This is a genomic window from Endozoicomonas sp. G2_1, from assembly GCF_017744155.1.
In the GTDB taxonomy this organism is placed as follows: Bacteria; Pseudomonadota; Gammaproteobacteria; order Enterobacterales; family Alteromonadaceae; genus JAGHQT01.
In genome coordinates, this window is sequence record NZ_JAGHQT010000005.1 from 218669 (window position 1) to 235163 (window position 16495).

A 16495-nucleotide genomic window follows, 5' to 3' on the forward strand; every position below is an offset into this window, starting at 1 on the left:
CTGTGGTGGATGAATGGCTACCAAACTAATCAAGAGCTCATTACTTTCATCTGGAGCTCAACTGCTCAATAAATCTCTTGGTTTAATTAGTACGCTAGTTTTGGCGAGAATTTTGACACCTGGTGACTTTGCATTAATTGCCGTTGTTTCAATAGTACTTTATTTTTTTGATATATTGTCAAACAGCGGCAGTGAACAATATGTTATTCAAAAAACAAGATTATCTCCAAAAGACTTAAATACCGCGTGGACGTTAGATCTTTTAATAAAAATAGCTATATGTGTGCTATTGATCGTATTGGGCCCATTAGTAGTAACATGGCTAGAAAAGCCTGAGATTGCGACGGGTTTACAATGTGCGTCGTTGGTTTTAGTTTTTAATGCACTGAAACAGCCTCGTTTAATGATGTTGAAACGCCAGCTAAATTATCAGTTTTTGTTTCGGTTAAACTTGGCTCAAAAATTATTGGCTTTTACCAGCGTTTTATCACTAGCGTATGTGTTAAAAAGCTTTTGGGCGTTCGTTATCGCTGACTTGGTTGCTGCCGTTTTTCTATGTCTTGTCTCTTATATATGTTTACCTAAGGCACCTAGGCTCACGTTAATTAATGTTCAACTACAGTGGCAATTTTCTAAATGGCTTTTAGGTAAAAATATTCTTGGTTACTTGCGCTCCCAAATAGATACGCTATTTGTTTCAAAGTTTTTTAGTAATCAGTTATTAGGCAATTACCATATGGCGAGAGAGGTAGCTATGTTACCTGCTCACCACTTTTTGGCTCCTGCTATTGAGCCATTACTCGCCTCGTTTAAGGATAATAAACACAATAAACCAGAATTAGCCCAGCAATTTAATAAGGCATTATTGGTATTATCATTAATTGCCTCGCCTATTTGTGTATTTATCATGTTTTATGGCGATTTAATTGTGACTGTCTTACTTGGTGAGCAGTGGCAAAGTGCGGGCAGTTTGCTTGCTATTTTCTCTTTATTGTTTGTTTATTGGGTGTATCTATTATTATTGGAAGCCCTATTGACAGCTCTGGGTAAAGTTCGTTTATTATTTATTCTTGATTTAATTTCGTTACTGGTTATTTTTGCGACACTTTATTTTTCCATTACTTTTTCGGTTAATATTAATAATCTTGCTGCCGTTCGAGCGCTTACTGGCATTGTGATAACAGTATTGACTGTAATCATCTGTATTGGATTAATAAACGCGACATTGATTAAAGTTTTTACAACAATAATTTGGCCAGTAATACCGTCACTAATAGCAGCCTATATCATCTCTGCATTTGATGTTTTAGCTAGCTCGGCTTTCTTGTTACTTTTGTTAAAAGGCACGGTATATTGTCTGGTTTTCGGCTTTCTGAGCTTAATGCAGTTAATGTTAAAACGAGAGAACGAAGACTATCGTTTTGTACTCAAACTGCTTAACGTTAAAATCTAATGAATATTGTTTAATTGTATATATTCTGAAACTTCATTTTTGTTACCTGTAATATCAAATACTTCAGCTTCTATTAATATTGCTTCAGCATTTTTGAATTTATAGTTAGGTAACCTATAAGTTAATACGCCATTTTTATAATCAATTTCGGCGGGGTCAATTGTAAATTGGTTATTTGTTTCATCGGATGAAAATAATGAGTTTAGTAAACCTGATGATTTGTCGTTCGAGTATACTGCCACAGATAGTTTGATAGAGTTCCAATCAATTGATGAATGAACATCGTATGCGCCCAGTTTAATCTCTTTACCATAAGTTAAGTGTGATATTTCCATGTTGAGAACTGGCAGCTGATTATCATCGGTATAACCCATCCCATCAGTTTGAGGAAAATCGATAGGCCCACCTAAGTCTACCCAGCGCGCAATGGTTCTTTTTTCGGCTTCAGTGATAAAGTATTTGGGATGATTTTCGGGGTAGTCCACGTCATTATCTCTAGTTTTATTGGTTCTACCGTCTAGGCGCTCACCATAAGCTGCCCACACTAATAAACTTTGTCGTGCTTGAGGAACGCGGATATATTTACTCCTTTGGGGAACGATATAAGTTTTGCCATCAGCTCGCTTTCTATCTGATATAGTATCCCAAACATCTTTACCGTCAGAGCCATCGAGTATTAGAGAACCAGCATTTGCTTCATTATTATGGCAACTACCACAGCGCTTCTTTAATATCGGTTCTACATCTCTTCTAAATTCTACTCCTAACACATTCTTACTGATATACTCGACGCCACTTCCTTTTAAAACAGGAATTTTTCCAGCTGTCAAATCCCATAAGCCCTGCTTTAAACCAGGAGAACTTAGAGTTGTTCCAGGAACGTTGGTTATTGGAGCTCTTAAGCCTGCAAAAGTTGTGTTAAAGTCTAGTGGCTCAATAGAATGGGCATGACAGCCTCCACAATCGGTTCTTACTTCACCTGGTTTTAGTGCTCGCCAAGTTAATTCACTCGTGAGTGTCATTCCGTTTTTATCCAATGCCTGAATTAAAAATGGCGTTTCGGCGGGTATTTTTGCTGCCCAAGAGGTGTCTGGATTACCTTGCTCATCTATAACTGTTTTGTAGTTTAGTGGAAATTCACCGAGGATCTCCCATCGTTCTCCGTGGTAAGAACCATACCTAGCTACCACTTGGTCAAGCCTGATGTCTTGTAGATATTTATTGATTTTTTTCCATCTTTCTTTCTCGTTGTATTTATCTATTGGCTTGGTAAATGGTTTCGCCGGAGTACCAATAATTCTTACAGCATAAATATCTGAGTTTGAGAAAATCCCTGCTTCGGCTCCTTGTACTGTCCAATTTCCACTATGTCCTTCTCTTGATGATGGCGTTTGAAATTGGTCGAAATAGCTTTCTTTATTTAAGTCCCTGTTGTACATAGAAGATGTACCGACAATTGCTGTTTGAGACCCAACTATTATTCTTGAGTCTTGCGATACGTTTAATTGACTATTTGGTTTATCAATACCGTAAATTGATTTGTATGGAAGAACCGCTCTTGGCCATATTTCATTGTAATAAGGACTGTCGATAACTTTTATAAGTTTGTTAGGCGTATCAATAACTTTGTGTTGAGAGTATGGAATAATATAAATGCCTGACTTCAAGTGTTGGCATAAATTTTTTCTTTGGCAAAAATTAGTTGTATTGTTTACAGAACCTTGTGAGTAAGCAACTAATATATCATTGTTTTTAGTGGCTGACGGCATCGAATAACGACCAGACTGCTGGGGTGCTGGGATATCTTCAGGGCTAGTATGGGGCGTAATTGTTTTTGTTCCCATACGATCGAACTCTCTGTAGCTGATGTTGACGTATGGGCTGAAAGAGAATTTTTGTTGAATCGGTTTTTTCTGATACTTGATTTTGGCTGATAGAATATCGTATTTGTTGAGTATCCCAAAACCATAGTTTGCTCCAGGATAGTAAACAGATGAAACTATTGATGAATCGGATAACTGAGTAATAAAGTGCTCTACGTTTTTATGATGGTCGTGGGGTTCCGTAAATTGTTGCAAATTGGTTCCGTCTGGGTTTACGGTGAATAGAGGAGTCATTGCATATCTAAATTTAGTAGCGACGTCTTGCCATGTTGAGAATAAAATTCTTCCATCATTAAGCTGAATAGGGTGTTGTACAAGGTGTATCGATCCTGTTTCAAGTCGCTTAATATTTGAAAGTTTGTGGTTTTTATATTGACCATTGTGGTCATCCATGGTGAAAAGCTGTTGTACGCTTCCATTGACCACCGCATCGGTCTCAGGATTGAGTGCAACTAGAGATGAACGATTCGAAGTAAACAATATACGCCCATCTGCCAATGGTACGGGAGACATATCTCTGATACCACGAAAATCTTTTTTTCTTTTATTTGAACCTTTATTCGCAGCGTATTTACGATCGTCAAATTCGTCAGCGTACGTCAACCTAATAGGGCTATATGTTGGATCGGTCAGATTTATTTTATAAAGCCAACTTGGTGATTTGATATTGGCGTCCTCGATTAACGAGTAATAAACAACTTTGCCATCATATGATACGAAAGGGTCCATTACGCTGCAGCTCTGGCAGTCGACGAGCACAACCTCTTTACCTGATGCTTTTCGTAAAATTAAGTCAGCACCGGCAGCAATAATATATGGATGTTCTCCAAACGGGATACTCACAAAACCGCCGTTCGGATTTTTGGCAGGATAGCGAACGTAAATGATATCGTAATCTAAGGTATGTCCACTAGTGATAGCAGAATAAAATATTGTGGCCAAAATAGTAGAACATCTTAAAATACGCCTGATATATTCCAAATTAGCTCGCCTTGTTGCTGTGTAAGAGTATGTCCCGCCACATTGACTCCACAATACTAGGGGAATAGTTCTTTTTCCAGAATTGTATTGCCGAGTCTGTATATTTGCGTTTATTTTCTAAAAAATTATTGACAGCTTCACTAGCACCTAAGTTATCGTTGTTCTGAATGGTATAAACAGCTTCACACTCTCTGTATTGTGTAAATGCGGGAATATCGGAAATAACGCACGGAATACCTGCACTAAGTGCCTCAGCCACAACTAGGCCAAAGGTCTCAGAGTGGCTAGGAAATATCAATACGTCAAAAGTATTGTAAATATTAGATTTGTTTTGTTCCCATTCATAGTGAGGTTTTATTTTATTGTTTTCAAATTTAGTACTTACTCTCCAAAGGTGCAACTTAGATGCATTGGTCAATTCGAATATATCAATAATTCGACCTAAATTTTTGCGAGGCTGATCCAAATCACCAACGCATCCAACATTAGTTGTTGATACTGTTTTTTCTATTTTGTCGATCACATTTGGGATAACAAAAAATTTATTACCCTCTAATTGAAAACTATCTTGTTGGCAGCGGTCAACAAAATGGACTATGTCTGCTGCATCGAGTGTTTTTCTCATTTCTATAGGAGGTCGACCATGGCAGCTATCTAATAAGCAGTGACACGTGACTAGAATTTTACTATTAGTTTTCTCTCTTAGTGTTTGTATTTCTTCAGCTGTCGTTGTGTCATCACATATAACCCAATCATATTTAGCCGATAAATTGGTAGTAAATATCGAGCTTGTATATAATTTGTTGAGATTGTTAGAGGGTCTAGTGTAGAAAAAAGTGCATGCAAAATTTGATAATATTTTTGCAATCGCGGCAACAGCGATACTGCCCCCTGAATTTCCTTCATAGCGACAATAAAATAGCACATTGATTGATTTTTCTTTTGTTTGATGTCTGCGTATGTTCTTAAGGCAGTTTTTTATAAAAACGTAGTTGCTGACAATAATTTGCACAGCTCGTTTTATCTTCCAAGGAAGCCTCATAAATTAATTCTCATTGCTTTTGATATTTTGTAATTTATATATTGAATATATGGCTGCTGTAATTAACGCAAGCCATATAAATGCCTCAGCTCTTAGTCTATTGATAAATACACACGTGACAAACCAACAAATACAAGCAGATCTAATAAAAAGGGCTAAATTAAATAAATCGACTTGATTTTTCTTTATTGCCCCTTCTAAGACTTTATTACAGCTACCAAGCATCTTTAAAACGAGTAGAAGCAGAACAAAAGCTCCCATGTAGCCAATTTCAGTAAGTGCTTCAAAATAAGTTGAGTGCACCGTTTTGTAGCCTGTTTTACCTAAATCAATATCACTCGGGAGATATGCTTTGTTATTGAAGTTAAAATGTAAAATCCCCCCACCGAACGGGTAATCTTTTGACATAGCAACAGCAGCCTTCCAAAAATATACCCTAGTCGCACCTGTTTCTTGGCTTTTTGCTGCTTCTATATTTTGTTGCTCATGTTTTATTGTCATAAAACGGTTTAACATACCATCATCAACGATAGATATGGTTCCGATTATTCCGACTACAGCGATGATGAATATTTTTTTTAATTGTTGCTTTACTATACCTTTACTTTTTAACATGGAATAACCTGTAATAGCAGCTGATACTAATACAGCTAAAACTGCAGCTCTGCTATTAATTAGTATTACAGCATTTGCTATTAATGCGGAAGCTATTAGTGCGATGAACCTTTGCCAATTTTTTTTTGCACTAAAAATAAAGTAAACAGAAAGCATTAGAGCTGACGCTAGCAGTGCTGCGACATCATTAGCATCTGGGCTATCAACGGTTCCAACACCTTCGACCCTGTCGCCATAATTTCTACCTGTTTGGAAAATATAAAAGCTTAAGTATGTTGCACCACCAACATAACCACCAAGGACTATCTTCAGATGGTCGTAGGAGTTTATTAGCTTAAACGCAAAAATAGCGACTAATAGTGATTGAGCAAAGTACTGAAGTTGTATCAAATGATAATCAGGTATCGATGAAAAGGGAGTTGAAATAAGATACAAGATTAAAATTATTAGCAAATAATTAAACTGGGCTGTTTTAAATATTCTGTTTTGTGATTTGTTCCAGTGTACTAAGCCTAAAAAAAGTAAAATTGATCCTGAAAAAAATGAGTAGCTTAAATCGGGTATTGACGAGCCCCACCAACGTGAACTGGGATACATAAAATATATCGTTTGATACAATACAAATATAAATACAGGGGCAATTCTTAGAGCTAGAATTGGCAACATTACCCAGCTGAAAACAAAAAGAATAGTATGCATTTTTATATATCTTTTATTACTATGTTACCAAGTACAAATCTAGAACCAAATTTTGACAAATGACCTGCATCACGGTAAAGAGTTACACCATCGACCTCAGTTAAACATTTGTTGTTTTGACACATAATATCTGACAGTTCAAATACCTTAACGTGCTGTTTCATAACTTTAATTACACTATGTACGTCTTTTTGAAACTCAATTGCTTTTTCACTAGTTATTTCACATTTTGCATTCAAAAGAAGGTTACTTGATTCTCGTTGATTACACTGATAAATATCAAGACCAGTTGATGGTGGCGGAGTTACAAATATAACTTCTTTTCCTTGGTGTTTTAACTTGTTTACCGTTACCAAGAAAGAATCGATTAAAATATCTGCGTTTGCTTTTTCAGTATGCCCGTTAACAAGTATCGAGTTACTTTTTGAAAGGTAATAGTCTAGTGGTGAGCTAATTATTACATATTTAATGCTGTCGGAAGATATTATATAGTCTAGAGCTTTTTCATTATAAGAAATACAGCTTTTGGCCCAAGTTTTGTTATATTTTTTAGATATCTGAGCTATGTTGATAAAAGGCCCGCAAGCAGGTTTTGTAATTTGTACTAGGTTATCATTGGATTCAATTAAACCTTCTATCAAGTGCATTGCAAAGCTGTCTCCCCAAATAGCTGCGGTAGGATATACGCCTTTATGACATTCTTCTTTGATTTGCATGTATTGATTGACTTCGCAATTCGTAGCTAGACCATAATTTGATCGGCTCTCTTTATCTTCATTATCTTGAATTAACAGAAAAGGTAGAGAAAAAAGAACAATTAATGGTAACAATACTCTTGGCCACGTCTGAAAAATTACTCTACCCCGTTCAAAACGAAATTTATTTTCAATATATTTGTATTGAAAATAAGCCAATATTAAAGATGTAATAATTAGCAAAACTGAGATTATAGTAGGAACTTGCTTGATATAAACAACATTAGCCAAGCTAAATAATGGCCAGTGAATCAAATAGAGTGAATAAGACCAATCACCTATTTTGGCAACATAAAATATAATTTTATTGTGAGGTAGCCAGTTGTCATCGCCTAGCAATAGAATGGCAGTGAGAGTTACTATAATTAATGCTTCAAGACTTGGGTGTTCAAAATTTATTTGTATAAAAAATAATATGAATATTGATATAAGAGATACATATTTAATTGTAACGGGAATCTTGACTGAAGGCTTATATAACATTACCCAAGCTACAAAAGAACCCGCTAATAATTCCCACATTCTTGTTGGTAAAAGAAAGAAAGCCCACTCTGATTTTTTTACGTCTGCAATTCTCCACAGAAAAGGAGCTTCTTGATTGAGACTGTATATCCAAGTTATACAAAATATAAAACTTACTATTAGCAAAAGAGTTAAAAAGAAGATCCGGCTCTTTTGCGGTATGCAAAAAAGTAATAATGGTAGAAAAAAATAAAACTGTTCTTCAAGTGATAGAGACCAGATATGTAGCAGGGGTTTTAGTTCTGACGCGGACTCAAAATAACCAGACTGACTTGGGAGTACAAAATTACTCGTAAATGAAATGGCTCCTATGAACTGTTTAATAAATTCTTGCCAGTATTGTTCTGTAAGTAAAAGTGAACATAGGACGAAAGTTACTAATAGTGTTGAATACAATGCTGGTAATAATCTTTGCGCTCGCTTTAAATAAAATCCACTAAAACTAAAAGAATTTTGATCTAATTGCTTCAAGATTATCTTTGTTATCAAAAAACCAGAAATGACGAAAAAAATATCAACACCGAGAAAGCCAAAAGGGATAAGTTCTAGGCCTGAGTGATAGATAACTACAGATATTACTGCTATTCCTCGTAAAAATTGAACATCTGTTCTCATTCGTATTAACTCAATTGATAGTTTTATAAGTTGTTAAATAATAAATAAAAATTAACAAATTAACCACTTTTCATTTAATATGTAGTTGATCGTCAAATTATAGTTATGCTGTTATAAACTTAAAGCACTAAGATATTTCTCAGGTGCAACGGTTATAATAAACTGTTCTTTGAAATCAATATAATGACAAAAGCTCAAGGTTAATAATAAAAACTGAAACGTTTCTGGGGATCTCGATGATAGTAGAACAGTTAGTTGATAAAAAGTACAGAAATGACATTCAAGGAATTCGAGTTCTTGGAGCTTTTATTATTTTGATCTTTCACATCTGGTTTAATAGGGTTTCAGGTGGAGTAGATGTATTCTTTGTTGTTTCCGGTTATCTTATGGCCTCAGTTCTAGTAACAGACTATTTAAATCATGGTTTTGAATCGGTTCTTTGTTTTTGGGCTAGAATTGCTAAGCGTATTATTCCGTCGACAATAACTATTTTAATAGTTACGGTTGTAGCTGGCTACTTTATATTACCACCAACATTAATAGAACCATTTTTAGAGGAAGTAATATCTGTTCTATTTCATGTTGAAAACATTAAGTTGATTCTAAATTCCGTTGACTACCTTGCAAGAGAGTTCCCCCCCAGCCCTGTGCAACAGTTTTGGGCTTTATCTGTGCAGGTTCAGTTTTATTTTCTACTTCCTTTTATATTGTTGCCAAGCCTTAGGGTATCTCAAGCAACCAACAGTCTCAATTTTTTGTTTTTTGTCTTGTTTACACTAATACTTAGCTCATTTTGTTATTCATTGTATCTGACTAGCATAGAGCCTAGTACCGCGTACTTTCACCCTTTAACTAGAGCTTGGGAGTTTTTTTCTGGGGTATTCCTATTTTTTTTGATAAAAAAAATCAAATTAAAAAGCCGGGTTAGTGGTTTGTTTTCTATTGTAGGCATAGTACTTTTGCTTTGCGCTGCATTGTTGGTTTCACCTGATTTAAATTACCCAGGGTATGTTGCGACTATACCTGTCTGTGCGGCGATTTTGCTAATATTATCTGGGACCTATGAGCAGTTGTATGTCAATAAACTATTAGCAACGCCATGGTTTTCGAAAATGGGCTCATACTCTTTTACCATTTACCTCTGGCATTGGCCTGTTTTGGTGTTTTATCGAGAGATAAACGGCGGCAAAGAAGCTTCACTTTTAGGTGGCTTGTTGATAATTTCTGCCAGTTTAGTACTTGCTTTTTTAACTAGTGAATATGTCGAGAAGCCTCTAAAGTCAATAGATAAGTCTAAGTGGAAATTGGTTGGAGTAAGTTCTGTTGCTGTTTCTTGCTCGACAGCTTTTTTTTGTTGGTGGTTGTTAATAGATTATAGAAGCTTACAAAATGAGGTGTATAACTCTATAGATAGCAAAGTTGTAGCTACCGATTGGTCTCCTGAATACGTAAATATCGCAACAACAATTGATGACAATTACGCAAATATTACCAGAAAGCAGCTTTTAGCGGTCAGATGGAACCGTCCAAAATCAATTAGAGAAGGGTGTCAGCAACGGCCTACTATATCCGACTTGATAATATGTGAGTATGGCAACTTGAATTCAGATAGAGTTTTGATGTTAGTGGGGAGTTCCCATGCAGCTCAGTGGATGTATCCTATTGAACAGTTGGCGATTGAATATGGTTTTAAATTGAAGGTCATGACAAAGTCTGGCTGTCCATTTGGAGCATTACAAAACAGTGGGAATTCTTGCAGTCAATGGAATAAGCAGGTAATTGAAAAATTGATAGAGGACAAACCTAGTTTGTTAATTGTAAATGCAACGTTAACTTCATCAGTATCTAAAGAGTTTGTGCCCCAAGAGTGGGTTGAACAGTGGAAGCTTGTGAGTAGCGAAGGTATTAAAATTATTGGCATTCGAGACAACCCTCGAAGGCTAGAGGACTTAACAACTTGTATTTCAAGAAATATACAGAACTATAATTTAGTATGCAGGCTCGATTCATCTGATCTATTAGACAATGACGTGCTTTTGGAACACGCATTGGAAAATGTAATCGATACCAGCTCATATTTTTGTTCTGACGGTGTTTGTCCGCCAATTATTAGTAATTTTATAGTGCTCAGGGATAAGCACCACATAAATGAGCTTTACGTCAGGCATATCTCCCATGAAATTCAACAAAAAATTAAGAGCTTTTATCCAGAACTGTTTTAATCTGTGTGAAGTTCACAAATTATACCTGATGAAACTATATGATTGGTTAAACTCAAGGGCGATAGCAGCTAAAGTAGCTGAATTTATTCGACTGATTTATGCTTTAAACGTTGTTTTTTGTACTCGCTTGCATAACCCTTTACAAAATAGGTATTCCAATGTTGTTTGTAATAACCTAAAGAGTTTTTATTCTTAAAAATTTTAATCGTTTTAAGTAGGCAATAGTTGTATACATACTGGAACAATGCCCACCTTGGGTAATTGATAAACTCTTTGTTTTTTAAATTGAAAGAGCCATTTCGAATAGTTTCATGTATGAGGGCTCTTCCTGCTTTAAATGCTCTTTGGCTAATCCAAATGGGAGAGAATTGATGCTTATTAATTATATGTTGTACTTTAACGGTTTCAGAAAAAAATGCTTTATGGCCAAGTTTTGCTGCTCTACTTAAAAAATCTGTTTCGCTCCCCATGACATAATTGTTACCCGCGGGGCCGATGTTTTCATTGAACGTTAATTGACTGAAAATTTCTTTTCTTACAGCCATATTGGGACCAAAAAGGGAACAAGGATCGATTTCACCTTGAGTATGCTCTGTTGAGCTCGTTAGGGCAAATACAGTCACTACAGGAACTTCGTCTAACAAATGCTGAGGTGGTGGGCAAGGCCATGAAGGAGATATACAGCCACCCAAAATTCCGAACTGAGGTTTTTTTATAGATAAATTGAAGTAATGCTGAATCCAATTTCTATCAGCAATAATATCATCATCTGTTAATACGATTAAATTGCCACGAGCCAATTTTAACCCAGTATTTAGAGCTTTATTTTTACCTTGACCAGCTTCAAAGGCAATCGATAGTGGTAATTTGTCTATATATCGCTCTAGAATTTGGGCTGTTAAATCGTTGCTATTATTATTGACGGCAATCACTTCCCAATTGATATCTTCATGAAAGTCTTGTTCGCAAAGGCTCGATAACATTAACTCTAAAGTATCTTCGCCGTTGAACGTAGAAAATAGTACTGTAATATCCATGTCTTTTCCTATAGGGAGCTTTTAATGAACTCTGAAATTTGGCATAAGATTTGTTCTTTGTTTTTGTCTTCGATAATTAAAACTCGGTCACTAGACGTCAATGTTGGTTGGGCTATAGGGTGCTCTCTATTGTCTATGTAAATAGTCTTGGAGTTTGGTAAAATTTTATGGAGAATATGAGTTATTGGGAATTCATTTTTATGTATTTCAATGTAGTATAGGCTTCCATCAGAAAGACATAGTTCATACAGTTCAGTCATTAGTGTTACAGTTTGTTCGTAATTAATGACTTTATTTTGATAATTATGTGATATGACTTGCATGTGCATTTTGTCATTAACTATGCACTGAATATGCTCTATTTGGCCCAAAGCTTCTTGTAACTCTGTTACTAACGTTTGATCATTAACTATTAAGAAAACTTGATTTATCTTTTTAGAATTGATGGGGATATAGAAGTCTGCAATATTCGTATCGGGAATTAATTTCCCATCTTTATCTCCAAAGTTGTTAAAACTTAGGTTTTCGAGAAATCTAAGTTCATCTCTTTTTTTTACAACTTTTTGTGGGTTGCTAGTAACAATTTCATATGGTTTTACATCTGAAGAAATTGTCGAACCCATTCCTATAATCGCCCCGTCTCCAATTTTTACTCCTGGGAGGATATTTACATTTCTTCCTATCCACACTCCTCGACCTATTATTACCGGTTTATATGAGAACTTATCATCGTATGGAAGGGCATTTGCTTCATAGCTGTGATTCGCAGAATAAATAGTAACGTTTCTGCTCAAATGTGCATGCTCTTTGATTATGATACTCCCCCTAGTGTAAAAATATGCTCCTTCACCTATATGTACATTGTTTTCTAGAATTAATCCTTTTGGGTCACTGATCTTCATAAATCCATCAATATTACAGTCTTTGCCAACGAATCCAATTTCACTTATCAAATCGCGTTGATATTGATCTTGATAACGGTTTTTTATATGAAGGAAAATATATGGGTTATTCTCAATAGCTTTAAAAAGATAACGATTAAATATCCTTACAATAATATTTTGAAAAGATAATATTTTAAGTATCTTAATTAGCGCTCGAGTCACTTTGTTACCTCTTTAGAATGATGTTAATTTGATCTTTGAAAATATGATTAAATTTGAGTACATAAATTAAGTAACCCGTGAGACCAGTCAACAGGGAGGTGATAATGGCGAGGCTACTGCCACCCATATTATTGCTTTGATACATTAAAAGTAATATCGGTCCTGTAAAAAGAAGTGTCGAAATAATTGGAGATACTATTGCTTTTGACAGCTCAAGCCAACCATAGTTAAAGTACATTCGTGAAACCGCCGTCATATACACGAGGCGAGATATGGCGAATATTACTAAAAAAGTTGCGACAAAATAAATAAAATCACTCTGATAAAAGTATGCAATAATTATTGAAATGAGTTTTATAATTTGGTTGTTAAGTTGTACCTTTAATAAAGGCATACTCATCCCCAAGCCTTCCATGATATCTGTGTAAAAAGCGGTCAAAAGTAAAAAAGATTGGCTTACACAAAACCACATGACTAAATTTGAAGCAAACCCCCATTGTGCTCCGTAAATCAACATAACTATTTCTTCGGAAAAAAAAGCGACTAAGAAATAAATTGGCCACCCTAGAGTGCATAAAATGTTTGTAATTTTGCTTAAAGGTTCAGTAGCACCTTTGTTTTCATGATTTAATTTCGAAAAAATTGGTGCTACTGCAGGTCTGATTCCTTGTATGAATATACTGCCAAATAAATTTGAAGTACCTTCAGCTCTAGCATATTGCCCTAAGCTGGCTTGAGAATAGGCTTTGCCAATAAATAAGTTGGGGAGCGAATTTCCTAGTTGACCGACAATACTCGAGCCAACTAATGGATAAGTAAAGCTAAATATTTCAAATACTTTATTCTTACTAAATGAAAATAAGCTTACTTTTTGGTTGCTAGCAGCATAAAAGAGAATAGCAGCAGCAATATACTGGGAAATCAAGCCTAATGCTAGGGATGTTACGCCAACGTTTTTATAGGCAAGGTAAACTGAAATTGAGCTTCCAAGTAATGTCGAAAAAACATCTATTTTGGCGATTAGCTTAAAGTTAAGGTGCTTTCGAAATAGTGAGCGCTCTATGACGCTATAAGGAGATATTAATAAAAGAACTGACATTAATATCGCTAAATTGTGAAGGGAGGGGATATCATAGAAATTGGCCAAACTATCAGCCAATAAAAACAGGGTGATAGCCATTAAAACACCTAAAATTAACATTAAGGCGAAAGCGGAGCTGAGCTTGTTTGTATCAAGTTCTTTTTCTTTGAGAATATAATTCGGTATACCAACTTGCTGTATCGCTTCAGCTAAAAAAATGAAAGTTGTGATTATTGCAAACACACCAAAATCTTCGGGACTCAATAAGCGAGCTAGCATAATGGAAGATATAAACTGTATTATTAAAATAAGGTTTTTTTCAATTAACGAAAATAGCAACGCTGATTTGTACATTTTAATCCTTGAACTTAAGGCGTATTTGGGGATAGATGTTTATGAATTAAATGGCCATATGTTGTCAGCTTCCCGTCCTCTGTATGTGTTTTTAGCTCCCTTTTGTACGTCAATTTAAAAAAGCTTGTGGTTGTAAATAACTTTTTTGTTAGCTTATCATCAAATGGTTGATTCAGTTGTTCATTGAGGAGCCAAATATTTGGGTTGTTATACGGTACCGCTCTAATGGCTTTAGATAGAGCAGGTATGTCGTCAAAGGCCATTCTCATCGCGTAGTCAACGTACCAGTAATCTGGTATTTTGTCGTATTTCTTTAGATGCTCAGAAAAAACTTCATTCATGAATGCAAAAATGTTATGCCCTTTGTACCCTCCGACTAAGAACGAAGAGTAATTTGCTTCTGATATACTATTAGAGTGCCCGACTCTTCTATGGGTAAAATACTCAGATTTTAAAACGCTTTTTTCTATAGGGCTTGCAACGTAAACAGTCGAGTCAATCCATAACCCCCCGTGTTGATGAAGAAGTTGAAACCTCAACACATCTGACAAAAAAGTGTAGCTGATTTTATTGTCTTTAAACTTTTGTAATATGTGATCAGGTATATCGATATATTTTTTATAGTTCTCCAATGTAATGAGGTTGATTTGGGCAATATCTGGAGTATTTTTTTTTAGACTTTCAAAGCATAATTTTACGACCTCTGGCATATTTTCTTCGCCTTGCCACCAGCAAACCCAAATTGGTACTTTTTGGTCTTTATACGGAGTTGAGTTACTGTTTACTTTTGATTTGAATTTTCTTATCTCCTTGGAGTTTAGCTTTTTAACTAGCGCATAAGTGGTTTTTTTGTATATATCTCGTGAACCCTCGAATCCTTTTGCCTTCATTACTAAGTTATTTTTTAACACATGTATCGCGTACATGATGTTAATTGCTCTTTGATTTTGATAAAACTCATCTAATATACCTTTTAACCTATTTAACATCTTTACCTTCCCTATCATATTGATTTTTATTGGCTTTCAATGTTTTTAAACTAAAGTAGTTATAGACCATTTTACTCCTGCAAAAGTTATCTTGAAACCTAGACCTTGAATTTTCCCCATAGTTATTAAGCGTGCCTTCTGATAATAAGAGTTGCTCAATTGCAAAACTAAAGTTTCCACAATTGTCGTTTTGTGTTACTAGTCCATTGTTATATTCATTTACTACTTCTGGATTTCCACCTACGTTGGTAACAACAAATGGCTTTCCCAATGACATTGCTTCCAACAATGTCATTGAAGTGCCTTCGCTTAATGATGAGAGCAAGAAAATATCCATTAGTTGAATATGATTCACTGGCTTTGCAATGTAGCCAACAAACCTAACATGATTTCTAATGTCTAATGTGTCTGTTAAGTTTTCCAGATTGGTTCTCTCTTCACCGTCTCCAACGATAACTAAAAAGGTATTTGGGTACTCTTTTAAGACTTGAGCAAAGGCCCTGAGCATCATGGTTTGATTTTTTATTGGATCAAGGCGAGCAACTGTCCCTAAAATTTTTGCATCATGAGGTATTTTTAAATCGGATTTGAGCCGTTCAACTGCATCTATGTCAGGTACCAGAGGCTCAATACCGTTATAAATAACTTCAATTTTTGATTCTGGAATAAATTCGTATTTAACCAATGCTTGTTTAGTAGCTTTTGATATGGTGGTAATATGGTCAGTCATCGCCACCAATATAGGGTTAATAAGTTTCCGCTTCCAACTTGACGAATCGGGATAGAAGCGTCCGTGTTCAGTGAAAATTACTTTAGTTTTCGTCAATGTTGCTGCTAGAGTACCATAGACCCAAGGTGTATATTGGTGACAGTGTAAAATATCTATGTCATGCTTTTTGATAAACTGACGAATATTTTTGATGACTTCGCGATCAAACCCACCAAGCCAATTTAAATTGGTAATGTTGTAACCTTTGTCTAATAATTGTTGTCCGAACGGACCAAGCTCAGGTTCAATACATAAAATTTCAACGTCAAATAGTGCTTTGTCGGTACCTTCAACCAAGTTTTTTATTACTGTCTCCGTGCCGCCAATACGCATGTCGTACGTGAGATGAACTATTTTCTTTTTAGTCATGCG

Annotated in this window: 11 protein-coding genes; 2 read left to right on the plus strand and 9 right to left on the minus strand. The window is 35.4% G+C overall.

What is annotated here, in order from left to right; all coding sequences use genetic code 11:
* The first annotated feature begins 13 nt into the window (after positions 1-13).
* Positions 14-1453, plus strand: coding sequence for an oligosaccharide flippase family protein (locus J7384_RS08900; RefSeq protein WP_247741706.1), 1440 nt, complete (start codon positions 14-16; stop codon positions 1451-1453).
* On the opposite strand, the gene J7384_RS08905 is transcribed toward J7384_RS08900, so the two are convergent.
* From J7384_RS08905 to J7384_RS08920, 4 genes are read right to left on the minus strand one after another with little or no spacing between them, the layout of a single operon-like run.
* Positions 1450-4317: a hypothetical protein gene (locus J7384_RS08905; protein ID WP_209113172.1), complete on the minus strand. Its 2868-nt coding sequence runs from the start codon at positions 4315-4317 to the stop codon at positions 1450-1452. The two genes, J7384_RS08900 and J7384_RS08905, sit on opposite strands and share 4 nt — an antisense overlap.
* A gap of 1 nt (position 4318) precedes the next feature.
* On the minus strand, positions 4319-5359 hold the full coding sequence (locus J7384_RS08910) for a glycosyltransferase family 4 protein (protein WP_209113174.1): 1041 nt from the start codon (positions 5357-5359) through the stop codon (positions 4319-4321).
* 3 nt (positions 5360-5362) lie between these two features.
* The gene (locus J7384_RS08915; RefSeq protein WP_209113176.1) at positions 5363-6673 is read right to left on the minus strand and encodes an O-antigen ligase family protein; all 1311 of its coding nucleotides are present in this window, start codon (positions 6671-6673) and stop codon (positions 5363-5365) included.
* Between the two features lie 2 nt (positions 6674-6675).
* The gene (locus tag J7384_RS08920) at positions 6676-8565 is read right to left on the minus strand and encodes an acyltransferase family protein (protein ID WP_209113178.1); all 1890 of its coding nucleotides are present in this window, start codon (positions 8563-8565) and stop codon (positions 6676-6678) included.
* A 236-nt stretch (positions 8566-8801) separates the two neighbouring features.
* Between J7384_RS08920 and J7384_RS08925 the strand changes: the two genes are divergently transcribed.
* On the plus strand, positions 8802-10787 hold the full coding sequence (locus J7384_RS08925) for an acyltransferase family protein (protein ID WP_209113179.1): 1986 nt from the start codon (positions 8802-8804) through the stop codon (positions 10785-10787).
* A gap of 83 nt (positions 10788-10870) precedes the next feature.
* Here the strand turns inward: J7384_RS08925 and J7384_RS08930 are convergent, their stop codons facing one another.
* The 5 genes from J7384_RS08930 to J7384_RS08950 are packed head-to-tail and all read right to left on the minus strand — an operon-like array spanning position 10871 to position 16492.
* Positions 10871-11824 (minus strand): glycosyltransferase, encoded by a 954-nt coding sequence (locus J7384_RS08930; protein ID WP_209113181.1) that lies wholly within the window; start codon positions 11822-11824, stop codon positions 10871-10873.
* An 8-nt stretch (positions 11825-11832) separates the two neighbouring features.
* Positions 11833-12930 (minus strand): acyltransferase, encoded by a 1098-nt coding sequence (locus J7384_RS08935; RefSeq protein WP_209113183.1) that lies wholly within the window; start codon positions 12928-12930, stop codon positions 11833-11835.
* A gap of 4 nt (positions 12931-12934) precedes the next feature.
* On the minus strand, positions 12935-14365 hold the full coding sequence (locus J7384_RS08940; RefSeq protein ID WP_209113185.1) for an oligosaccharide flippase family protein: 1431 nt from the start codon (positions 14363-14365) through the stop codon (positions 12935-12937).
* Positions 14366-14379: 14 nt separating this feature from the next.
* Positions 14380-15354: a capsular polysaccharide synthesis protein gene (locus J7384_RS08945; RefSeq protein WP_209113187.1), complete on the minus strand. Its 975-nt coding sequence runs from the start codon at positions 15352-15354 to the stop codon at positions 14380-14382.
* The gene (locus J7384_RS08950) at positions 15344-16492 is read right to left on the minus strand and encodes a glycosyltransferase family 4 protein (RefSeq protein ID WP_209113189.1); all 1149 of its coding nucleotides are present in this window, start codon (positions 16490-16492) and stop codon (positions 15344-15346) included. The genes J7384_RS08945 and J7384_RS08950 overlap by 11 nt, the downstream gene beginning before the upstream one ends.
* Positions 16493-16495: the final 3 nt, after the last annotated feature.